This is a genomic window from Prevotella sp. tf2-5 (assembly GCF_900115435.1).
Taxonomy (GTDB): Bacteria; Bacteroidota; Bacteroidia; order Bacteroidales; family Bacteroidaceae; genus Prevotella.
This window is the reverse complement of record NZ_FOWK01000006.1, coordinates 116215-137835: the sequence shown is the minus strand read 5'-3', so window position 1 is coordinate 137835 and position 21621 is coordinate 116215. Positions and strand designations below refer to the sequence as shown.

23 protein-coding genes are annotated in these 21621 nt (G+C 42.7%); 18 read left to right on the top strand and 5 right to left on the bottom strand.

Annotation, left to right across the window (positions count from 1 at the left end; all coding sequences use genetic code 11):
- Nucleotides 1–2: 2 nt before the first annotated feature.
- A complete protein-coding gene (pheS, locus tag BM257_RS08155) occupies nucleotides 3–1061 on the bottom strand; it encodes a phenylalanine--tRNA ligase subunit alpha (protein WP_092070888.1) in 1059 nt (352 codons plus the stop codon).
- Nucleotides 1062–1260: 199 nt separating this feature from the next.
- Here pheS and BM257_RS08150 point away from each other — a divergent pair, with 199 nt between their 5' ends.
- From BM257_RS08150 to BM257_RS08140, 3 genes are read left to right on the top strand one after another with little or no spacing between them, the layout of a single operon-like run.
- Entirely contained in the window at nucleotides 1261–2103 is an 843-nt protein-coding gene (locus BM257_RS08150) for a DUF4348 domain-containing protein (RefSeq protein WP_092071069.1), read from the top strand.
- Between the two features lie 12 nt (nucleotides 2104–2115).
- Entirely contained in the window at nucleotides 2116–3126 is a 1011-nt protein-coding gene (gene murB / locus BM257_RS08145) for a UDP-N-acetylmuramate dehydrogenase (protein ID WP_092070884.1), read from the top strand.
- Complete coding sequence (locus BM257_RS08140; protein ID WP_092070881.1) at nucleotides 3123–3914, top strand: MBL fold metallo-hydrolase; 792 nt, start codon at nucleotides 3123–3125, stop codon at nucleotides 3912–3914. The genes murB and BM257_RS08140 overlap by 4 nt, the downstream gene beginning before the upstream one ends.
- 4 nt (nucleotides 3915–3918) lie before the next feature.
- Here BM257_RS08140 and BM257_RS08135 read toward each other — a convergent pair whose 3' ends face one another.
- The 3 genes from BM257_RS08135 to BM257_RS08125 are packed head-to-tail and all read right to left on the bottom strand — an operon-like array spanning nucleotide 3919 to nucleotide 4777.
- Nucleotides 3919–4203: a hypothetical protein gene (locus tag BM257_RS08135; RefSeq protein WP_092070878.1), complete on the bottom strand. Its 285-nt coding sequence runs from the start codon at nucleotides 4201–4203 to the stop codon at nucleotides 3919–3921.
- Between the two features lie 4 nt (nucleotides 4204–4207).
- Complete coding sequence (locus BM257_RS08130) at nucleotides 4208–4558, bottom strand: hypothetical protein (RefSeq protein ID WP_092070875.1); 351 nt, start codon at nucleotides 4556–4558, stop codon at nucleotides 4208–4210.
- A gap of 3 nt (nucleotides 4559–4561) precedes the next feature.
- Complete coding sequence (locus BM257_RS08125; RefSeq protein ID WP_092070872.1) at nucleotides 4562–4777, bottom strand: YtxH domain-containing protein; 216 nt, start codon at nucleotides 4775–4777, stop codon at nucleotides 4562–4564.
- Nucleotides 4778–4996: 219 nt separating this feature from the next.
- Between BM257_RS08125 and BM257_RS08120 the strand changes: the two genes are divergently transcribed.
- The 6 genes from BM257_RS08120 to BM257_RS08095 all read left to right on the top strand — a co-directional run bounded on the left by BM257_RS08120 (nucleotide 4997) and on the right by BM257_RS08095 (nucleotide 10106).
- Nucleotides 4997–5503 (top strand): SPOR domain-containing protein, encoded by a 507-nt coding sequence (locus BM257_RS08120; RefSeq protein ID WP_092070869.1) that lies wholly within the window; start codon nucleotides 4997–4999, stop codon nucleotides 5501–5503.
- An 18-nt stretch (nucleotides 5504–5521) separates the two neighbouring features.
- On the top strand, nucleotides 5522–5935 hold the full coding sequence (gene ruvX / locus BM257_RS08115) for a Holliday junction resolvase RuvX (RefSeq protein WP_092070866.1): 414 nt from the start codon (nucleotides 5522–5524) through the stop codon (nucleotides 5933–5935).
- 47 nt (nucleotides 5936–5982) lie between these two features.
- Nucleotides 5983–6543 carry a peptide deformylase gene (def, locus tag BM257_RS08110; protein WP_092070863.1) on the top strand — a complete coding sequence of 187 codons (561 nt, stop codon included), beginning with the start codon at nucleotides 5983–5985 and terminating at the stop codon, nucleotides 6541–6543.
- Between the two features lie 92 nt (nucleotides 6544–6635).
- Nucleotides 6636–8570: a tetratricopeptide repeat protein gene (locus BM257_RS08105; RefSeq protein ID WP_092070860.1), complete on the top strand. Its 1935-nt coding sequence runs from the start codon at nucleotides 6636–6638 to the stop codon at nucleotides 8568–8570.
- 2 nt (nucleotides 8571–8572) lie between these two features.
- A complete protein-coding gene (locus tag BM257_RS08100) occupies nucleotides 8573–9190 on the top strand; it encodes a DUF6563 family protein (RefSeq protein WP_143096805.1) in 618 nt (205 codons plus the stop codon).
- Nucleotides 9191–9209: 19 nt separating this feature from the next.
- Nucleotides 9210–10106 (top strand): helix-turn-helix transcriptional regulator, encoded by an 897-nt coding sequence (locus tag BM257_RS08095; RefSeq protein WP_092070854.1) that lies wholly within the window; start codon nucleotides 9210–9212, stop codon nucleotides 10104–10106.
- A gap of 68 nt (nucleotides 10107–10174) precedes the next feature.
- Here the strand turns inward: BM257_RS08095 and BM257_RS08090 are convergent, their stop codons facing one another.
- Nucleotides 10175–11488: an ATP-binding protein gene (locus tag BM257_RS08090; RefSeq protein ID WP_092070851.1), complete on the bottom strand. Its 1314-nt coding sequence runs from the start codon at nucleotides 11486–11488 to the stop codon at nucleotides 10175–10177.
- A 313-nt stretch (nucleotides 11489–11801) separates the two neighbouring features.
- On the opposite strand from BM257_RS08090, the gene BM257_RS08080 reads away from it, so the two are divergent.
- From BM257_RS08080 to BM257_RS08040, 9 genes are all read left to right on the top strand, one after another.
- The gene (locus BM257_RS08080; protein ID WP_092070845.1) at nucleotides 11802–11981 is read left to right on the top strand and encodes a hypothetical protein; all 180 of its coding nucleotides are present in this window, start codon (nucleotides 11802–11804) and stop codon (nucleotides 11979–11981) included.
- A 68-nt stretch (nucleotides 11982–12049) separates the two neighbouring features.
- Nucleotides 12050–14977, top strand: coding sequence for a DNA methyltransferase (locus BM257_RS15150; RefSeq protein WP_177216057.1), 2928 nt, complete (start codon nucleotides 12050–12052; stop codon nucleotides 14975–14977).
- Between the two features lie 8 nt (nucleotides 14978–14985).
- Complete coding sequence (locus BM257_RS08070) at nucleotides 14986–15837, top strand: DUF2971 domain-containing protein (protein ID WP_092070843.1); 852 nt, start codon at nucleotides 14986–14988, stop codon at nucleotides 15835–15837.
- Between the two features lie 21 nt (nucleotides 15838–15858).
- Complete coding sequence (locus BM257_RS08065) at nucleotides 15859–17661, top strand: GmrSD restriction endonuclease domain-containing protein (RefSeq protein WP_218154500.1); 1803 nt, start codon at nucleotides 15859–15861, stop codon at nucleotides 17659–17661.
- Between the two features lie 37 nt (nucleotides 17662–17698).
- Nucleotides 17699–18556, top strand: coding sequence for a hypothetical protein (locus BM257_RS08060; RefSeq protein ID WP_092070837.1), 858 nt, complete (start codon nucleotides 17699–17701; stop codon nucleotides 18554–18556).
- Nucleotides 18557–18895: 339 nt separating this feature from the next.
- Entirely contained in the window at nucleotides 18896–19642 is a 747-nt protein-coding gene (locus BM257_RS08055) for a DUF4417 domain-containing protein (protein WP_177216056.1), read from the top strand.
- Nucleotides 19620–20093: a hypothetical protein gene (locus tag BM257_RS08050; RefSeq protein WP_092070831.1), complete on the top strand. Its 474-nt coding sequence runs from the start codon at nucleotides 19620–19622 to the stop codon at nucleotides 20091–20093. Before BM257_RS08055 ends, BM257_RS08050 begins: the two co-directional genes overlap by 23 nt.
- A 9-nt stretch (nucleotides 20094–20102) precedes the next feature.
- Nucleotides 20103–20534: a hypothetical protein gene (locus BM257_RS08045; protein ID WP_092070828.1), complete on the top strand. Its 432-nt coding sequence runs from the start codon at nucleotides 20103–20105 to the stop codon at nucleotides 20532–20534.
- 98 nt (nucleotides 20535–20632) lie between these two features.
- Complete coding sequence (locus BM257_RS08040) at nucleotides 20633–20974, top strand: hypothetical protein (RefSeq protein ID WP_092070825.1); 342 nt, start codon at nucleotides 20633–20635, stop codon at nucleotides 20972–20974.
- The last annotated feature ends 647 nt before the right edge of the window (nucleotides 20975–21621 follow it).

Genomic DNA, 21621 nt, shown 5'->3' with positions numbered 1-21621 from the left:
TATTAATTTGCTGCCTCGAATTCTTTCAGGAAGCGGACATCGTTCTCGGAGAACATACGGAGGTCGCTGACCTGGTATTTCAGATTGGTGATACGCTCCACACCCATACCGAAGGCATAGCCACTATACTCCTTGGAGTCGATGCCGCATTGTTCGAGCACATTAGGATCTACCATGCCGCAACCGAGGATCTCCACCCATCCAGTGTGCTTGCAGAATCCACAGCCCTCACCACCGCAGATGAAGCAGGAGATGTCCATCTCCGCACTAGGCTCCGTGAATGGGAAGTAACTGGGACGCAGACGAATCTTCGTGTCAGCACCGAACATCTCACGGGCAAAGGAGAGCAGTACTTGCTTCAGGTCAGTGAAGCTGACATTCTTGTCGATATACAGACCCTCTACCTGATGGAAGAAGCAGTGGGCACGGGCTGTGATAGCCTCGTTACGATAGACACGTCCTGGGCAGATGACACGGATGGGGGCTGTGAGCTTGCCGTCTTCCGTATGCATGTGCTCCATCACACGAGCCTGAACACTGGAGGTGTGTGAGCGCAACAGGATATTCTTGGTCACATCATTAGGATGCTGACTGACAAAGAAGGTGTCCTGCATATCACGTGCAGGATGGTCTGCGGCGAAGTTCATCTTAGTGAACACATGGAGGTCATCCTCCACCTCAGGACCGTCAGCAAGGACAAAGCCCATACGGGAGAAAATGTCGATAATCTCGTTGGTGACGATGGTCAGTGGATGACGGGTACCCAACTTAACGGGGTAGGGAGTGCGTGTCAAGTCAATGGCATCTCCCTCGCTCTCCTGTGTCTGACATTCCTCACGTAACTGGTTGATACGTTCTGTCGCAAGCGTCTTCAGTTCGTTGATCTTCATACCAACGGTCTTCTTCTGGTCAGCGGCAACGTCACGGAAATCATTCATCAGTGCTGTGATCTCACCTTTCTTACTGAGATATTTCAGACGGAGTTGTTCTACTTCCTCTGCGTTCTTAGCGCTCATCTGCTGCACTTCTTTGAGCAGTTCTTCTATCTTGTCAAGTATCATAATCTTGCTTTATAATAAAATTTGCGTGCAAAGGTACGAAAAAATTAGTAATTAGGAATTAATAATTAAGATTATTTGTACCTTTGAAAGAATTCTAAGGTACTCGCGCTCGAAAAATCTCAAGATTTCTTGGATTTTTGCTCGCTTATTCGTACCTTTGCATCAAATTTGAGAGTTGAATATTAGTGCGAAGTCCAAGATGAAACAGTTTTTGTTTGTCTTTTTGGTAGCAGTATTGTTGTTTTCCGCCTGTCAGGGACAAAAGAGCGGAAGCAATGAAGAGACAACTGCCGACACGATACAGAAGGCAGATACCACAGCCTCGACCTTGGAAGAGGAGGTGGCTTCGGAGCAGACACCAATGCCCAAGGCTGCCGATGAGCTTTTCGATGATTTTATCTTTAATTTCGCGGCTAATCGCAAGTTACAGTCCTCCCGTATTAAATTCCCATTGAAAATACAACGTGGTGAGGAAGTCAGCTATACGAAAAAGGGACAATGGCAGATGGAGTATTTCTTCATGAAGCAAGACTCATACACATTGTTATTCAACAGTGAGAAAGAGATGGAGTATGTGAAGGAGGCTACCGATATCAATCATGCCATTGTGGAGAAGATATATCTGGAGGGAAAGACCGTCAAGCAATATGTTTTCGACCGGGTGAACGGGTTATGGATGCTTCAGGAGGTGATTCATTTGCCATTGAGCGAGTCAAGTAATGCCTCTTTCCTGGAGTTCTATGCGCATTTCGCCTCCGATCCGGATTATCAGCAGAAACACTTGATGGAGAGTGTGAAGTTCGTAGGTCCTGATCCTGATGATGATTTCGCACAGATGGAAGGTGTGATTACACCAGATACTTGGGAGGCTTTCGCTCCAGAGTTGCCTTCTGGTATGATTTTCAATATTGTGTATGGTGAACCACAAAAGGAAACAGGTCGTAAGATTTTTGTATTGCGTGGTATTGCCAACGGAATGGAATTGGAACTGACCTTCAAACATGAAGGGGGGAAATGGAAACTGGAGAAGATGACAACGTAAGAGTCAAGTGAAGTGAAAGATATCAAGGATTATCATTTATTGCAGCATAACACCTTTGGCATCGATGCCCGTTGCCACAGATTCTTAGAGTATGCCACTGTAGAGGAGGCACAACAGGTGGCTGCCATATTGCGTGAGACCTCTCTTCCTTATATTATAATAGGTGGCGGCAGTAACCTGTTGCTGACAAAAGACTATGATGGTATCGTGGTCCACTCTGCCATAAAAGGGATCTCTCAACATCCCACTCTCCGCTCTCGACTTATATGCGGTAGCGGAGAAGAATGGGACGACGTAGTGGCTTTTTGTGTCGACCATCAGTGCTATGGCGCGGAGAATCTTTCCCTGATTCCTGGTGATGTGGGCGCCAGTGCCGTTCAGAATATCGGAGCCTATGGTGTGGAGGTGAAAGACCTCATTACTGAGGTGGAGGCTGTGGAGATCGCAACAGGTAAGACTCGTGTGTTCTCTTGTGAGGAATGCGGCTACTCCTACAGACAGAGTCGTTTCAAAAAGGAGTGGAAGAATCGTTATTTGATCACGCAGGTTACCTATCAGCTGCAGACCACTTTCGAACCACATCTTGACTATGGTAATATCCGTACTGAACTGGAACGGAAGGGTATTGCCCAGCCTACTGCACAACAGCTCCGACAGGTGATTATCGATATCCGACAAGCCAAGCTCCCGGACCCGAAAGTGATGGGAAACGCAGGTAGTTTCTTTATGAATCCGATTGTCGCCAAAGAGAAATATGAACAACTTGCCGCTCAGTATGAGGGGATGCCTCACTATACTGTTGATGCTGACCATGAGAAGATCCCAGCAGGATGGATGATAGACCAGTGTGGCTGGAAAGGTAAGTCTATGGGACGTGCAGGTGTCCATGACAAGCAGGCATTGGTGTTGGTGAACCGAGGAGGAGCGACAGGTCTGGAGATTGTAGAGCTTTGTAAAGTCATCCAGCGTGATGTCAAAGAGAAATTTGACATAGAGATTTTCCCTGAAGTGAATATTATATGAGACTGACTTTCTTAGGAACGGGAACATCGTGTGGCGTGCCGACAATCGGGTGCCAGTGTTATACCTGTACCAGTAAGGACCCACATGACAAGCGGTTGCGTTGCTCTGCTTTGGTGGAGACGGAAACAACACGCATCCTGATAGACTGTGGTCCGGACTTCCGTCAGCAGATGATGCCACAGCCCTTCCGAAAGATAGACGGTATCCTGATTACCCATGCCCATTACGACCATATGGGAGGTATGGACGATATCCGTCCCTATTGTCAGTTCGGTGAGATCAATGTCTATGCAGACCCTATTGCCAGAGAAGGACTCCTACAGATGCTCCCTTATTGTTTTGCGGAACATCGCTATCCTGGCGTACCAGCCATTCAGCTCCATGAGATCCATAAGCATGAACCCTTACGGATTGGCGACCTTGACATTATGCCTATAGAAGTGATGCACCATGACCTGCCTATCCTGGGCTTCCGTATCTCACCTCTTTCCTCTGACCATTTACCTCAGCCCTCTTTGGCATATATCACAGATATGAAGACGATTGACGGGGGAGAGCTGGACTATCTGCGAGATGTTGACACGTTGATTGTCAATGCCCTGCGTCAGAAGCCCCATCACTCCCATCAGACATTGTCTGAGGCTGTCGACTTCGCTAAGGTGATTGGTGCCCGTCAGACCTGGTTGATTCATAGCAGTCATGACATTGGACGACACGAGGAGGTCAATGCGTCGTTACCCTCTGACATTCAGATGGCATACGATGGTCAAGTCATAGAAATAGGATAGGGGACTATTTTTTCTTTTTCTTCTTTCCCAATCCGAAGATAAACCCGTAGTTCTTGTAAAGTTTCCTTGCTGTAAGGATAAAGTCAATGACGGTGATACCGTTGGCAAGGAGACCTCCAATGAATGCTGCCTTAGAGTTGTCTTCCTTGGACACAAACAACTGTTTCCATTTCGAACTGAATTGGGTGTTGTCAGTATGGAGCTGCTCCAATAACTCGTCCTTACGAGCCTGAATGTCCTCCAGCGACTGGTAGTTGTTTGTCTTGGGATTCTGTACGGGCAACTTCATCGGATCAGTTATTTAAAAAGAGATTGGCAAAGAAACGAACCAACGGCTTCTCAATCCAAGAATGGCGCTTAAAGAAGACAAGGAGGATAAAGAGGAAATGAAGCACTCCTACCACGAGGAAGGCAATAGCCGTCCCCGTGTAGGAGGCAAGCCAGAAAGCGAGGGCAAACGAACAGAACATCGCCACTGCTATAATAATCAAAATGAATACGATGGCGAGTGCTGCGAATGTCAACAGGCGCACCAGTTTATCAACCACATCCAATTTCAGGTATTCCGTCTGAATACCCAGATAGTGTTTGACAATCTCCGCCAGTTGCGCGATGGTCTCTACGTTCTTGTCGCTTGATAACATAATTTAGTCTACTTCAGGAGCTGCTTCCGCGATATCTTCTACGAGGTCGCTCACATCCTTACGACTCAACTTGATGTTGTGCTTCTTCATGAAGTCGTCGACAGCATCTGTAATCTTCTCACGAGTGTCCTCTCCCTTTTCAGGAGCGAGCAGCAAACCAATGACTGCACCGGCGATAGCTCCGCCGAAAAATGCGCCTAATACACCTAAACCTTTCATAGTCTTATTGTTTTAAATTAGAGAAATACGAAATATACTGCAAATATATGCAATCTTTTTCGAAAAGCAGACAAAAAGAGTGACATTTTTTGTTAAATAAGTTAGAATTTCCTTATTTAACAAACTTTATGCACGATTTTTACTTTAATTGCCCGATATTTTGTAATTTCGCACATGAATTTTGAAATAACGTCTAATTTAAACAATAAGTAAAGAAACATGAAGAAGTATGTAGTCGTTTGCGCTGGTTTGTGCGCAGCATTGGCTTTCACAAGTTGTAAATCAAGCGAGAGTGCCTATAAGCAGGCATATCTGAAGGCAAAACAGCAGGAGGAGCTCCAGCAACAGCAGCCCGCAGTCGTTCAGACTCAGCAGGCTGAGACGAATGTGGTGGTGCCCCTGCAGGAGAAGCCAGCTAACAATACCCAGGTAGTTGATAATACAGACAATGTAAGAGTGACTCAGGAGCGTGTGTCTTTGGTTTCTGGTAGCGGACTGAAGAACTTCAGTGTTGTTGTCGGCTCATTCCAGTCTGAGGCTAACGCTATGGGACTGCAGCAGCAGCTGAACAACGCAGGCTATAACGCACAGGTGGTAAAGAACGTTGAACGTAACATGTATCGTGTAGTGGCTACTACCTTTGACACGAAGGAAGAGGCTTCTGCCAGCCGTAATGACTTGCAGACAAAGTATGCTGGTGCATGGTTGCTTTATAATGCCCGTTAAAGGCTGAAAGGCTCTGGCGTGGCAAGAATCTTATCGATAGATTACGGAAAGAAACGTACGGGTTTGGCAGTCACCGATCCTCTCCAGATGATAGCGGGAGGGTTGGCGACTGTCGCTACTTCTGAGCTCTTTGAATATCTGCAGGCATATATAGCCCGTGAGGAAGTGGAGCGTGTCGTCATTGGCGAGCCTCGTCAACCCAATGGTCAGCCTAGTGAGAACCTCCAGCGCGTACAGCAGTTTGTCAACCGTTGGCGGAAGGCAGTGCCACAGATTCCTATCGAGTTCTATGATGAGCGTTTCACATCTGTACTGGCGCATCAGGCGATGATTGACGGGGGACTCAAGAAAAAAGCCCGTCAGGATAAGGCACTAGTCGATGAGATCAGTGCAACGATTATCCTCCAGGACTATATGCGCTCCAAACGATGATAGTTATTAATTCCTAATTTCTAATTCCTAATTCCTAATTTAATTAAGTGGTTTTACCTATTTATATATATGGTCATCCCGTGCTCCGGAAGGTAGCCGAGGATATTCCTGCTGACTATCCTGACCTGCAACAGTTGATTGCGGATATGTGGGACACGTTGGCAGAGAGTGAGGGTATTGGACTTGCTGCCCCGCAAATAGGCAAGTCCATCCGTGTTGTCGTCATCGACTTGGATGTACTCAGCGATGACATGCCTGAGTATAAAGGTTTCCGTCATGTGTTTATCAACCCGCATATTATTGAGTATGACGATACGCAGACGGAGTCACTGGAGGAAGGATGTCTGTCGCTTCCAGCCATCCATGAAAAGGTGACACGTCCCACTCGTATTCGTGTTCAGTGGCTTGACGAGGAACTGAAGCCTCACGATGAGTGGGTGGAGGGATACCTTACCCGTGTGATGCAGCATGAGTTTGACCACTTGGAGGGAAAGGTCTTTGTGGATCGTATCACCCCTTTGCGTAAACAATTGATCAAGAGTAAGTTGCGTGCGCTCACTCAGGGTCGCTATCGTTGTGGTTATAAGACGAAAGGAGCTATCCGTTAACTATTCATTGACTATTGACCATTGATTTATAGGAGATGAGATTTTTTTCCAGGAAACGATGGATACTCGTATTGTTGGCATTACAATGGTCAATGCTCAATGGTCAATGGTCGATGTGCCACGCACAGTTCAAGACCGACCGTCTGGTAATGATTGGTCGGTCGGCACTTTATTTTGAGGATTATGTCCTTTCCATCCAGTATTTCAACCAAGCCATCTCTGCCAAACCCTACCTCTATGAGCCGTGGTTCTATCGTGGGGTGGCGAAATACTACCTTGACGACTTCGCGGGAGCAGAAGCTGACTGTTCGGAGGCTATCAGGCGTAATCCCTATGTGGTGGGGATGTATGAGCTTCGTGGACTCTGTCGTATCCAACAGAAGAAATATAGCGATGCCATCAGAGATTATAACCAGGCATTACGCTATGACCCTGAGAATCAGAGTCTTTGGCATAACCGAGTGCTCTGTCATATCAATGAGAAAGACTATGACACCGCACTTCTTCAACTCGATACCATCCTGACACGATGGAGTAAGCATGCACCCGCTTACGCCATGCAGGCTGAGGTATATATATTGCAGAAAGACACCACAAAAGCTATTGCGGCACTCGACAAGAGCCTGGAGGTGGATCCTTATGACGGAAATCTGTGGAGCCAGCGTGCTGTCATCAGTCTCTCACGTAAGGAATGGAAGGAGAGTGAGGAGTATCTCTCCAAAGCAATTCATCTGCAACCCAAACAGGCTACGAACTATATCAACCGTGCCCTCGCCCGATTTAATCAGAATAACCTGCGCGGGACGATGGCAGACTATGATACGGCTCTCGATCTCGATCCTAATAATTTCCTTGGACACTATAACCGTGGACTGCTTCGTGCACAGGTGGGAGATGACAACCGTGCCATCCTCGATTTCGACTTCGTACTGAACCTGGAGCCTAATAACCTGATGGCACTCTTTAACCGTGCTTTGCTTTTGGAGAACACAGGAAACCTGCGTGGTGCCATCCGTGACTATACAAAGGTTATCGAGGAATTCCCTAATTTCTGGTTCGGACTACAGCACCGTGCCTCTTGTTACCGTCGTATCGGAATGACAAAACAGGCTGAGGCGGATGAGTTCCGTATCCTGAAAGCACAGATGGATAAACGCTACCTGGGAAGACAACCACGACTCTCTAAGGAACAGATGCGTAAACGTAGTGATCTGGATATTGAGAAATACAACCAGCTTGCTGTGGCAGACGAACAGGAGATGGAGCATGAGTACCAGAGTGAGTATCGGGGTAGGGTGCAGAACCGTAAGGTGGCTCTTGACTATCTCCCGATGTATGCCCTCTCTTATGAGCTTGAACAGAGTCAGGTGAAACAGTATATCGCTTTCGACCGACAAGTGGAGGCTTATAATGCCAAGGAGGGACGACAGCGCCCGTTGCATATTGTCAACAATCACCCTGCCTTGGGGGAACAGGATACGAAGAAGTATTTTGCCTATATTGATACGTTGTCACGACAGATTGACCAGGAGCGTCAGGTACGACGTGCTGCCTCATTGTTGTTTAAACGTGCCCTTGCCTATAGTGTCATCCAGAATTTCGATGCTGCCATCGAAGACCTGTCGTCTTACCTGCAGATTGATTCTGTGTCTTCTCTTGCCTATTGGCAGCGTGCCGCTTGTCAGTCGAAGCTCAATGCTTTCAATGCCTCGCAAGGAACGGATGTGCGGATGAAGACTGCTAATGTGCTCTCAGACTTGACGGAGGCTATCCGCTATAGCGAAAGTGCATACCTCTATTATAATCGCGGTAATGTATATGTGCAGCGTAATGATTTTGCGCATGCCATCGAGGATTATTCCCATGCCATCTCCCTTGACGGTAATCTGGCGGAGGCATATTACAATCGGGGACTGGCACGTATTGCCGATAAGCAACAGGCAGAGGGTATCAGTGACCTCTCGAAAGCAGGGGAACTGGGACTTTATACTGCCTATAGTATCATCAAGAAATATCAAAAACAATGACTATGCGTAGGTTTTTCCTTATTTCCTTTTTTACATTATTACATTTCTCTGCTTTCTCGCAGAACAGATACTGCCTCTCCTGGCAGGATTTCCTCGACGGTCAGTGGCAGGAGACTGAAGGTAGGGTGGAGTTGTCGTCAGCCTCTAAAGAAGACGCTCTTGCTATGGAGGTAAAGACAGACAACAAGAAAATGAATTATCTCTTGCGAAAGAAGGCTTGTGTTTTGGAGAGTCAGGACTCCCTTTACCTCAATCTTCGTCCATTCAATACATTTGGAGATGTCTATGTCCGTGCCTGGCGCATCGGAGACAAACTGTTGTTTGCTCGTCAGGATGTAGCCCCTTCCCGTTTCAGTATCGCCAATGGTGATAATGGTATTCCTGTCTCCAAGAAAATGTTCGGCAGCTTGTCTCATCTGGAGAATCTTGTATGTTATCTTGCCGTATGGGATTCGAAGCGTGAGGAGCTCCGTATGGTCAGGGTGACTGCTGCCATCGTTCAGCAACTCCTGACGAACCATCCCCGGCAACTTGCCGACTATCAGGCTATAGACAAGAAAAACCGTGAGACGGCAGATACTGTTATCGGTATCCTCCAGAAAGCAGGAGTCATTCGTTGATTAGTTTTATGGTGAGGTTATGAAACCTGCTCAGATATTCCACCAGTACATCTGGATCATCAATACACTCAGGGCTCACAAGCATCTGACCTTTGAGGAACTGAACCGGAAATGGCAGGATGACGAGGTGGCAGACGGTAATGTCTTGCAACGCTCCTCGTTTAATCGTCATCGTGATGCCATCCTCGATATGTTTGGTATCATCATCGACTGTGAGCCTAAGACATATCGATATTATATCAGTAATCCAGAAATCCTGAACGATGACAGCATCGAACGGTGGTTATTCTCTACTCTGACAGTGCATGGTGTACTGGCTGACAGTGCCGCGGTGAAGGAACGGGTGGTATTGGAGAATGTGCCGGCTGGTGTTGAATTCCTTGAGACCATCATCCAGGCTATCCGTAGTGGACGACGACTTCGTATAGACTATCAGAAATTCGGGGCTGCAGGTTATGAGAAGACGATTTGTCCTTATGCCTTGAAACTGTTTCATCAACGTTGGTATCTGCTGGCAAGGACGGAGGACGACCAGATGCGTATCTATGCGCTCGACCGCACAAGCCAGGTGGAACTTACTGACGAGGATTTTAAGATGCCTGATGACTTCTCGCCTCAGGACTATTTCTCAGAGTACTATGGAGTATTGACTGACGGTACCCCCATGGCTCATATTGTTATCCGTGCCCATGGCAAGACTCCAAACTACCTGCGCACACTTCCCTTGCATCGTTCTCAGTGTGAGATAGTATCTACTGCCGACTATACAGACTTCGCTTTTGATCTCCGTCCTACTGCCGATTTCCTGGGACAATTACTCTCGCATGGTGATGGCATTGAGGTGCTTGAACCTCTTGAGCTGCGAGAGAGAATGCGGCAATTGATAACTGAGAATCTTAAAAGATACAACAAATAAATAGCATTTTTCCTCCGAATCCTTTGGCGTTCACTTCAGACCTGTCCCTGCGTCACAATTATGTCATTTTAAATCCATTTCCAGAACCACTCAGCCAAAGGTGATGGACAACTGAGCAACCCACTGTTTGACTGTAGATTAAGGAAAGAGAAGCGGATGCGGTGCAGAGGATGATATTTGTCGTTATACACACTCAGGCTCCTCCCGCTGATGCAGTTTTCGGCTTTCACCTCAATAGGAATAATCTCGTCCTTCCACTGAATCAGCAGTTCCAATTCTGCTTTGCTATCAGGCGACCAATAATTTGACATTTGATTGTTCATCATCGGCATTAGCGATTGCAACACAGCATTCTCTGCCATAGCGCCCTTGAATTCTGTATAGTTGGAACTAGAATCCATGATGGTACTGGCAGGCAGATGAGCAAGCTGACGCAACAGGCCACAATCGCAGGCATATACCTTAAAGGCATCTGGCTCTTCATAGGCCTTCAACGGCATGCCTGGCTTGGAAACGTTGTTGATGCGATAAATCATGCCTGCATCTTCTAACCATAGCAACGAATCCTCATAATCTTTGGAGCGAGCCCCCGTCTTGATAACCTTGAATATGAACTTACGGTTCTCTTTACCCAACTGTGAAGGCAAGGAGTGCCAGATGGCACGAATACGTGGAATTTCACGTGGTTCTGCATACTTGGCAAAATCGAGTTCGTACAAATCCAAAATGCCTTGTAGGACATCGTCCACAGATTGCATTCCTTGATTGTTGAGCATGGCAACAACAGCTTCAGGCATTCCTCCGCATATCATGTAACGTCGATACTCCAATTTCAGTTTGTTCAATATAATCTCAGGGAGATGGGTGGGCGATTCTATTCCTTCCACATATTCAAATGTCTGTTCATCACTGACGCGCAGAAATTCCCGGAACGAGACAGGATACATTCTCATGACCCGAACCTTGCCTACGGGAACAGTCATCCTGCGCCTTTTGACAGCCACCCCAAGCAATGAACCCGCAGCAATGATATGATATTGCGGAGCTTCCTCACAGAAATATTTGAGGCTATTCAGAGCCTCCTCACACTCCTGAATCTCGTCAAAAATAAGCAATGTCTTCCCTGCTATCAATGGAACATCACAATACAGGGCCAGTTCCTTGATAATGCGCTCAGGACTTTTTGAAACTTGAAAGACAGATTTCAGTTCTGGCTGTCGGTCGAAATCGAATCTGGCGTATTGTTCAAAGCACTCCTTGCCGAAAGCTTCCATCACCCAGGTTTTCCCTATCTGACGAGCACCTTGTAACAGAATAGGCTTACGCTGTGGACTATCTTTCCACTGTTTAAAGTCTGCAATAATGTCTCTTCTTATATCCATACAAACACTTTTTACTGCCGATTAATGTACGTTTATAACACTTTTCGGCACTTGTCGCTGCAAATTTACGAATTATATAAGGAATATGCAAGTAAAAAAGCGAAAAAATCAAAAAGGAACAAGATGGAACAATCCTCTTTGGCGTTTTACAATCTGGATGCAATATTTCTTCGTCCGCACTTCCTTACTCACAAGGGGACTTCACCCCCTGTGAGCATTTTTTTAATGAAAATAATCAGAGGGTGTCCTGACTTTTGGGACATCCTCTCATTAATTTTGCAGTCGAAAAGTAAAACCCTAAAACAATGACACGATGAATAAGATAGTAGATCGCTTCCTGACCAAGCTCTTCAACCTCGCAGAGAAAGTCACCACCAAGTTCGATGATTCCTCTAAGGATCCTGTCACCAAATGTGAAGCCCCGCATGATCCCCCCAGGACCACCATCCGCTTCACGAAAGAGCATCAGATGGTGGAAGGGGACTTGTTTTAAATAAATAATGTGGAACAAAGAGGAAAGATGTAAGTTTTTTGTATCTTTGCAAAAATATTACTACACAGATGAAGACAGATAAACAAATGGCAGCTGCCGCTACTGAGTTTGTAGAACGATGGAAGGGCAGGGGATATGAAAAGGGTGACTCACAAGTCTTTTGGACGGAGCTACTGACTGAGGTATATGGAGTAGAGAACCCCAGTACCTTTATCCGTTATGAGGAACAAGTGAAGGTTGACAAGACAAACTTCATCGATGGACATATCCCCTCCACGAAAGTGCTCATTGAACAGAAATCACTGGGTAAGGATTTGCGTGCACCTATCCGACAAAGCGACGGTTCACTGAAGACCCCTTTCCAGCAAGCCAAACGCTATTCGGCAGAACTTCCATACTCTGAGCGACCTCGATGGATTGTAACATGTAACTTTGCCGAGTTCCTTGTTTATGACATGGAACAGCCTCATCGTGAGCCAGAGCAGATTCTGTTGGAGAATCTAGGAAAGGAATACTATCGCTTGCAATTCCTTGTAGATGCTAAGAATGAGCATCTGCGTAAGGAAATGAAAGTGTCGATGCAGGCAGGTGAGATCGTCGTCAAGATATACGAGGCGTTGTTAAAACAATACGACGACAACTCCCCAGAGGCTCTGCGATGGTTGAATATCCTTTGTGTCCGCATAGTATTCTGTCTTTATGCTGAGGATGCTGGCGTCTTCAATCACGACCAGTTTCATGACTATCTGGTGCATTATGATTCGGAAGACATGCGTAATGCGTTGATTCGGCTTTTTGAGGTGTTGAAGACCCCAACAGACAAGCGAAGCCGCTATTTGAAAGACGATCTGAAAGCCTTCCCTTATACCAATGGTGGGCTTTTCGAAGAGGATATAGAGATACCTCAATTTACAGATGAGCTAAGACAGACTCTGCTTCTGAATGCCAGCCTTGACTTTGACTGGAGCGAGATATCACCAACCATCTTTGGAGCAGTGTTTGAAAGCACACTGAATCCGGAGACACGTCGTAGTGGTGGCATGCACTATACCTCGATAGAGAATATCCACAAAGTCATCGACCCACTTTTCCTCAATGACTTACGCAGTGAGCTCGATACTATCTTGGAGGATAAGGTAGAGCGTCAACGCCAGAAGAAACTCGATGCTTATCAAGACAAACTGGCTTCTTTGACATTCCTCGACCCTGCTTGTGGCTCAGGTAACTTCCTCACAGAAACTTACCTTTCATTGCGTCGTTTGGAGAACGAGGTCATCCGTGAGCGTTATCATGGTCAGACGATGATGGGAGAATTCAAGAATCCCATCAAGGTCAGCATCCAGCAATTCTATGGTATCGAGATCAACGATTTCGCTGTCACTGTAGCCACTACTGCCCTTTGGATTAGTGAGGCACAGATGTTGGCAGAGACTGAGAAAATCATCAAACAAGATATCGATTTCCTACCTTTAAAGTCATATACGAATATTCGGGAAGGGAACGCTTTGAGGATGGATTGGGACGTCATAGAGAAACCATCGAATATTCCCGTCATTCATGCTAAGAATGTTCACTTAATCGTAGAACCAGAACCAATGATTGCCAGTGAATCGGTCGTGGAATATGATGAAGTAAATGTTGTGACGAGTCATTTTGATGGTGAAGTAAAACCCAGTATACAACGATATCATGTTCATTATGATTTCATCATGGGTAATCCTCCGTTTGTGGGATATTCTTTGCAAAATGATGAACAGAAAGATGATATTTTGAGATTGTTTGTCGACAGGAATGGAAAATCATTTAAAACGGCTGGTAAGATAGACTATGTGGCTGGTTGGTATTATAAGGCTGCGCAATTAATGAACAGGGATTCCGACACCCGCACCGCCCTAGTGTCAACAAACAGTATCACACAAGGTGAACAAGTGGCTGCTATATGGAAGCCGCTTAAAGACCTGTTCGGCATCCATATTGATTTTGCTTATCGCACATTCCGTTGGGATAGTGAGGCTTCTCAGAAGGCTCATGTCCATTGCGTTATTATAGGATTTAGTAAAGTCGATGTTCCCAAGTGTATTTATGAAAATGGCAAATTTAAAAAAGTCGAGAACATCAATGCTTATCTAATTGATGCACCAGATGTGTTTGTCGAAAGTAGAAAGGAGCCTATCTGTGATGTGCCAGCAATAACCAAAGGGAGTATCCCTGTTGATGATGGAAACCTTATCATTGAAAGTGAAGAATATGAAAACTTCATTAGATGTGAGCCTGAAGCCAAAAAATTTGTTCGTCGTTTTGTGGGTGCTCGTGAATATATTCATAATCTTCAACGCTATTGTTTGTGGCTTGAGGGCGTCTCTCCAAAAGAAATCAATCAAATGCCATTAGTTCGTGCACGTATTGCAAAAGTTCGCACTTTCCGTTTGTCTAGCAACAAAGCTGCCACACGTAAATATGCTGATTTGCCAACCCAGTTTATGGAAATTCGACAGCCACAAAGCAATTATATATTGGTGCCTAGCCATTCATCTGAGAATCGTCAATACATTCCTATGGGTTTTATGTCCCCTGATGTTATTTGCAGTAATGCTAATCTGATGATTCCCAATGCTACTATTTATAATTTTGGTATACTGGAAAGTGTAGTCCATATGACTTGGATGCGAGCTATTTGTGGGCGAATAAAAAGTGACTATCGCTATAGTAACGACATTGTTTACAACAACTTCCCTTGGCCCAATCCAACAGATGAACAAAGAACAAAGATAGAGCAGACAGCACAAGCTATTCTCGATGCAAGGGCTAAATATCCAGATAGTTCACTTGCAGACCTCTACGACGAATTGACAATGCCTGCGGAACTTCGTAAAGCTCACAAGAATAATGATCGAGCCGTTATGCAGGCATACGGTTTCAGTTCTAAGATAACAGAAGACCAAGAGTCTTTAATTGTTGCGGAACTATTCAAAATGTATCAAGAATTAACGAAATAAAAAAGGATATGGAAACAGGTTTTGTGCATCACACCCGTCAGGGAGATTATCCAGGTAAAAGGTTAACTGGAGATGAACGTTTTAAAAGACTATATCATTACACATCGTTTGATACTTTTGTCAAAATTTGGCTTAACAAGAATTTGAAGTTCGCAAAGGTAACAGACGTAAACGATATAGAAGAAGCTTACTTTACTACATCTACATCAGATTATAAACAAATACCATTAATTCTCGAATTAAATAGGATAAGGAAATCGTATAAGCAAATTAGTTTTACAATGGACTATGATTCCTTTTTTAAAGGATGTATGTCTCCGATGATGTGGGGATTATATGGAGATAAAAGAAAAGGCATATGTATCGAAATAGAATACGATAAGATTAACTTTCCAGATAGTGTAATAAAAAGTCCTGTAAAATATAAACAAAGATTAAAAAAACAACATAAAATTGATTATCGGATAAAGACTCAGAAAGGTCTTTTATATTACATAAAGAAACATCAAAAAGAACTGTTTTTCACTAAACAGGACAGTTGGTCTAGAGAGAATGAATATAGAGTGTTGAGTAATACCTTAGATTATTTAAACATAGAAGGTGCAATCAGTACAATATATTTGACTTCTTGTCAAAGTAAGGAATGCCTATTAGTTGAGAAATTGGTAAGTGGGAAAGTTCCAATTAAATTTATTAAGTATGAAAGTATAATTGGTAATATATCAATTCCCTTTTTGTATGATACACGGGAAAGACGTGAAGAAGAAATGAAAAAAAAGAACAACCCTTTAATTGATAAATATATAAAATATTACAATGAAAACAAAGGGAATATAGATATTAGGAAATTAGAATTATAAATTAAAATTTATATATAGATCATGCCACAATTTTCTGTAGATAGTAGGACGATTGATAACGTCATAGGTTATATCAATAATGGTCAAATTTCTATTCCTGAAATCCAAAGACCATTTGTATGGGATGGATCGAAGATTCGTGACCTTATTGATTCTCTTTATAATGGTTTCCCTGTGGGTTATCTGATTGTTTGGCAGAATCCAAACATGAAAGACAAGGAAGGAAATCTGACGAGCGGTAAAATGATTATGATTGATGGACAGCAACGTGTGACTGCCATCATGACGGCTCTTGTGGGCATGAAGGTATTGGATAAAGATTTCAACGAAAGAGTTTATAAGATTGCTTTCAATCCTTTTGCTCAAAATGACGAACAACGATTCGAGGTGCAGAGTGCTGCCATCTTGAAAGATAAACGATGGATTTCAGATATAGCAGAATTGTTTAAGCCAGAATTCAATTCATGGGAATTTGTTGAGTCTTTCTGTCAGGCCAATCCTGATATGGAACGCCCCAAACTAAGTTCGTTGATACAAAATGTTATTAATATCAAAAACTGTCCGATAGGTATTATTCATCTAAACGATGGTTTATCGATTGATGATGTTACAGAGATTTTTATTCGTATCAATAGTCAAGGAAAAGCTCTTACTCAGGCAGACTTCGTAATGTCAACTATTGCATCAGACGAGAAATATGGAGGGTTTATGCTTCGTAAAGCAATTGACTATTGTAGCCATCTGGCAAAGAATCATGATTTTATAAAAAAGATCAATCAAGATAAGGAATTTGTAGAGTCTGACTATTACAATCTGATCAAGTGGATGGCAAACTATCAGTTTAACATCTTTACTCCAATCTTCGATGATGTGCTTCGCACTTCTTTTATGACTAAGTATGACAGAGGTAAACTTGCAAATTTAACAGATTTGTTGCATGGTCGCAACTTTGAAACACGTTCTTTTGAAGAAACCATTCAGGAAGATACTTTCATTAAGTTTACAGATGGTGTGAAGAACTACTGTAATGAGTACACTCTCAAACAGTTTTTTGATACTATCAAATCGGCAGGTTTCGTATATCCAAGACTTGTTAAAGGAAGAATGGCTTTGGACTTTGCCTATACATTATTTATCAGATTACGTAATGATAGTAGCATAGAGAAACTAAAAGTATTCCATTATGTCCAAAGATGGTATGTGATGTCTGTGTTGACTGGTAGATATGTGGGATCACCAGAGACCCAGATGGAAAGGGATTTAAGAGCAATCAGTGACAGAGGTTTTATTCGTTACTACAATGAGGTAATGGCAAATCTGGCAGAAACATTCTGGGAAGTAACCGTCCCTCAGAGTCTTCAGTCATCCTCCACAACTACACCAGCTTTCATTGTCTATCTTGCTGCACAATGCAAAATGAATGACGATGCATTTTTAAGTCCAGGCGCAAAAGTAAGGGATTTACTGGAAACAGCAGATATCCATCATATCTTCCCAAGAAAATATTTGCAGAACTCCGGCATTAATACCGTTGTCAGATATAACCAAGTTGCAAATCTTGCTATCTTATCTAAACCTATCAATATAGCTATAGGAATGAAAGCCCCCAACAACTATATGAAAGAAGTTTATGATGCATGTATGAGTGGACAAGAGTCGAAGTATACAACTATTAATTCCTCTGATGAACTCATTAATAATTGTCGGACAAGTTGTATTCCAATAGATTTAAAAGATATGGATTATCAGGACTATGACAATTTCCTTGAAAAGAGGCGTCTGTTGATGGCTCAAAAAATCAAAGATTATTTCTATAGTTTATAAGTATCTTTGTACGCAGATAATAAAAATCAAAAGACCTATGAAAACAAACAAAAAGAACAAGGAGATTGACATCAACGAAGTTGCTCTTACTGTTTATGTAGACAGTGAGGTGATCGGCAAAGTTCGTTCAGGAGAGATAAACCAGATTTGCTTAGATATCAACGATGACAACTACCGTCTGATATTGGAGAATGTAGAGGGACATCTATTGTTGGTCATTGACGAGATGCCAGAAACCTTTCATGGATGTTATCTATATAATAAAGGTGTGTTCCCTTATGCTATCAAAAGTACATTAGATTTCCTGCTCCTAAAAGGTGAAGATGATTATTGCCTTTCAAGAATCATTGGTATAAATACGGAGCCAGGTGTTCGTTTTCGCTTCCAGGGTCCAGGTAAACCCAGTGTGGAAGATGCTGATGGCGATAGTTGTATTTGGGAAGTCCAGTTTGAGATAATACCTGTACCTGCTGAGTCCAGACATTATCTGATGCGTTGGAATCCCTCTATCAGTTCGTTTACAGAAAAGGATTATGAAGAGTGTGTGGCAAACATGGAACATGGTATGTTCCGCATAAACTGGAGTATCTACGATTGGGAAGAGGCTCGAAGGGGTGATTTCTTCTATATGATGCGAGTCGGCGACGATAAAGCAGGTATAGTATTCAGCGGTCAGTTCCTTAATGATCCATATCCTGGTGACGACTGGGGTGGAAGCACTAAGCGTAGGATGTATGTGGATATGGTATGTATGAATCCTGCAGAACCACAAGCTGGATCAAACATTTCTCTTGAAAAACTGCAAAAAGCTATTCCTTCCTTTGAATGGTCAAGAGGTCATTCAGGTGTGTTGTTGTCAAACAATGTAACAGAAGAACTGGAAAAGCTCATGTAGTTCTAGAAAAGAATATTGAGAAAGAAAAGAAGCAGGACCGAAGGAACCTGCTTCTTTTGTTATGGAGGTTCTAATATTTTTACATTTTGTTCCTCAATTGAGCGCAATTTTAGACTAATTGATAACCATTTTGATTATTTCAATTAATGCGAAATGATTCAGTCAATCCCTGTTAAATTAGTTAATTTATCCCAAATATCTTCTAGTTTTTTTACAAAACACGCCCCAACATGCCTTTTTGGTAAACCCAAGATTCGTTTTTGCCCGATATGTAGAGCATGTTCTTAAAACTGCTCTACATGTATAACGATTCGAATGTGCAATCGAAAATCGAGAGCAATGGAGAATCAAAAAAAAGAACAAACAATGACAAAAAATTTATTTATTGAAAACACAAACGAGGTTGCCTATTCACATTATGGTAAAGGTGTGGAACAGAGGATTATTATACCATCCAAATTGCAACTTAATCATGGGATGATACTTCCTAGTCATGTTATAGAGCAAGATGATTTTATTCAGAATGAGGGGTTGAGGCCTACAAATCTTTTGGGCTTCAATTATGCAAGGGCTGAATATAACAAAGGTATCATTTCAGATAGTTGTATTCATTTTTACCTTCATGATTATATGTTCCAATGTATCAACAACCATCCGTTACGTTATACTGCAATGATGATGTCATATCCTATGGTTATCAGCCCAGACAATTCCGTGTATTTGAATTGGACTGAACATGACAAAAGACAAAGTGCGTGGAGAAATCAACAAATGACTAGACTATGGATAGTGAATCACATACCTGTCATTTATAATATTTCGTGGGCAGGTCCAAATAGTTATGGTTATTGTATTCATGTCTACCCCAAACACTGTGTGATTGCCATTAACTGCATGGGAATAAGAGGTGATCCTGACGCATGTTACTTTTGGCATTTAGGTTACGAAGAAGTAATTAAAGTGTTAGAGCCGTCACTTATCATTCGTTATGGTGATAAGATGGATGGAGAATATGAGGAGATAAGTATATATTTTAATAACAACATTATAAATAGATTACATTATGGGAGGAAACGGTGCTTCTAAACACTATCATGATTACAGTTTAGATATCTATTCTGGTGATCGTTTTAATCAAGTTGGAACAATTGGTAACAATAAAGTTGTATCCAGTTCCGTTAATGATAATACAAGCATTCCTATGAATAGCTTTACTTCAACGATGTATTATATTACGTCTCCAGATAATCCGAATCAAATAGTAGCAATCGCATTCTATAGCGGTCGGACTCACAAAATCGTAAAGTCAATCGATCTGATATTCGACAAGTCTGGTAATCTCGTTCCATTTAAAGAAATTAAAAGAAAAGGTAAGGTTCATAAAGTAGGGACACATACTCATAAATGGCCAGGAAATAAAGAAAAAGGTAATGTAGGAAGAAAAGCTCACGACAAAAACAATTTCTATGAACCAACAAAGGCTGATATGAAATTTATCAAAAAAGCTTTGAAGTATAATAAAGAACATCAAAAATGATATTGAAATATGATACGGAAAAGATTAAAAAAGAATTTTTGGTATCCTATTCCTAAGCGAGATGGTGATACCAATTTGTATGAAGATGAATTAGGATGGAGAGAGGCAAATCAATCAGATGCTCACTCTACCGACTCTTGGAATATTTTAAAGTTTTATTTGGATCATTACGGATTTGATCTTGCTCTATATTTTGTACAAACAGATGAGTTCTACTATATTGACAATATGCAAAATAATGAGGTTTGGAAACTCAAGAACAGAGATGACTGGGATGGACAGTACATCATCGAAAGAGTGGAATTCTCACATTGTCCTGAACCAGAGCCAGAAGTGATTTATGAATATAAAGACCTTCATGATCTTTGGCTAAACTTTAAGATAAATGGATTATCTCTAAAGGAAGTAATTGAAAGATCTGTTATCTTTGTAAAAACCTAATTATGGAAAGGGACAGTGATGTCGAAGGAAATCATGCTCACACGAGGATTTTCCTGTGTGAGTAAACAACAGAAAGTAACTATATAAAGGAAGAGGATATGGATATATTATTCGGCATATTGGCTATCATGGGATTGGTCATGATGTGCTCCTTTGGTGGTATGGGCTGCGCTTCTATGTTTTCTAGTAAAAAACAAACCGCAACGGAAACGGATCGTGTACCGTGGAACTCTTACCGTCATTCCGTAGAGGATATTCCTGGCAAATTCATAGTGGAAAAGGCCTTCAAAACAAAGCGAAACCACTTAGCCATGCGTTTGAAGAACCTGATAACGGGAGAATCCAGAACGGTTTACGGACAGTCTTCCTCCGAAGTGTCCGTTAAGGCTAAGGATATCTTCGACAGATGGGAAAGTCAAGACATATATCATAGGGACTGATACCGTTTTTCCCTAAACATGACAGACCTATCCCTGCGTCACATGGATATAGTTGATTTGCTAAAAATTAGTATCTTGCAGAGACATAATCATCATAGCCTGGAATGTTTCATGGTTCCCCATAAAAAACGGTATATTTGTTTGTGCAAATATACCGTATCTTTATATTAAATGAAAATATTCATTATTTACGTTTTGGTTTAGGGAGAATCAATACCAAAACAAACCAAGTGACGAGCGCTACAAGGATCAGTTCCATATATTTGATTATTTATTTATGTCACAAAAATAGAAAATTTCCCCGAAACTTCCAAATTTTTCGGCAGGAAAATAAGAGACTTTATACCTATCCCTCCCAGTAGAGTACGAGGACAGTACCTGTTTCACTAATAAACTTTTGTTTTTGTTATGTTTGGCTGTATGTTTTAAACAAAATAATCCTGCTATCCCTGCTACAATGTGGGTGAAATGCCGATAAATAAAGGGCAGAGCCTGTAGCACGATTGGGATTTATCCTGCTACAATGGTGCTACAATCCTGCTACCATCCTACACCTAGACAGCGACTGTTTTTTGAGCGGATTGAAAACGGCTATAGGCGTTCAGTCGTTTGGCTGGAGCCGTTCAGTCGTTTGGCTATAGCCGAAC

Excerpts from the sequence above, each read along its gene's own strand:
- pheS (WP_092070888.1), bottom strand. The coding sequence starts at position 1,061 with ATGATACTTGACAAGATAGAAGAACTGCTCAAAGAAGTGCAGCAGATG.
- BM257_RS08150 (WP_092071069.1), top strand. The coding sequence starts at position 1,261 with ATGAAACAGTTTTTGTTTGTCTTTTTGGTAGCAGTATTGTTGTTTTCC.
- BM257_RS08140 (WP_092070881.1), top strand. The coding sequence starts at position 3,123 with ATGAGACTGACTTTCTTAGGAACGGGAACATCGTGTGGCGTGCCGACA.
- BM257_RS08135 (WP_092070878.1), bottom strand. The coding sequence starts at position 4,203 with ATGAAGTTGCCCGTACAGAATCCCAAGACAAACAACTACCAGTCGCTG.
- BM257_RS08130 (WP_092070875.1), bottom strand. The coding sequence starts at position 4,558 with ATGTTATCAAGCGACAAGAACGTAGAGACCATCGCGCAACTGGCGGAG.
- BM257_RS08125 (WP_092070872.1), bottom strand. The coding sequence starts at position 4,777 with ATGAAAGGTTTAGGTGTATTAGGCGCATTTTTCGGCGGAGCTATCGCC.
- BM257_RS08120 (WP_092070869.1), top strand. The coding sequence starts at position 4,997 with ATGAAGAAGTATGTAGTCGTTTGCGCTGGTTTGTGCGCAGCATTGGCT.
- BM257_RS08105 (WP_092070860.1), top strand. The coding sequence starts at position 6,636 with ATGCTCAATGGTCAATGGTCGATGTGCCACGCACAGTTCAAGACCGAC.
- BM257_RS08100 (WP_143096805.1), top strand. The coding sequence starts at position 8,573 with ATGCGTAGGTTTTTCCTTATTTCCTTTTTTACATTATTACATTTCTCT.
- BM257_RS08095 (WP_092070854.1), top strand. The coding sequence starts at position 9,210 with ATGAAACCTGCTCAGATATTCCACCAGTACATCTGGATCATCAATACA.
- BM257_RS08090 (WP_092070851.1), bottom strand. The coding sequence starts at position 11,488 with ATGGATATAAGAAGAGACATTATTGCAGACTTTAAACAGTGGAAAGAT.
- BM257_RS08080 (WP_092070845.1), top strand. The coding sequence starts at position 11,802 with ATGAATAAGATAGTAGATCGCTTCCTGACCAAGCTCTTCAACCTCGCA.
- BM257_RS15150 (WP_177216057.1), top strand. The coding sequence starts at position 12,050 with ATGAAGACAGATAAACAAATGGCAGCTGCCGCTACTGAGTTTGTAGAA.
- BM257_RS08070 (WP_092070843.1), top strand. The coding sequence starts at position 14,986 with ATGGAAACAGGTTTTGTGCATCACACCCGTCAGGGAGATTATCCAGGT.
- BM257_RS08065 (WP_218154500.1), top strand. The coding sequence starts at position 15,859 with ATGCCACAATTTTCTGTAGATAGTAGGACGATTGATAACGTCATAGGT.
- BM257_RS08060 (WP_092070837.1), top strand. The coding sequence starts at position 17,699 with ATGAAAACAAACAAAAAGAACAAGGAGATTGACATCAACGAAGTTGCT.
- BM257_RS08055 (WP_177216056.1), top strand. The coding sequence starts at position 18,896 with ATGGAGAATCAAAAAAAAGAACAAACAATGACAAAAAATTTATTTATT.
- BM257_RS08050 (WP_092070831.1), top strand. The coding sequence starts at position 19,620 with ATGGGAGGAAACGGTGCTTCTAAACACTATCATGATTACAGTTTAGAT.
- BM257_RS08045 (WP_092070828.1), top strand. The coding sequence starts at position 20,103 with ATGATACGGAAAAGATTAAAAAAGAATTTTTGGTATCCTATTCCTAAG.
- BM257_RS08040 (WP_092070825.1), top strand. The coding sequence starts at position 20,633 with ATGGATATATTATTCGGCATATTGGCTATCATGGGATTGGTCATGATG.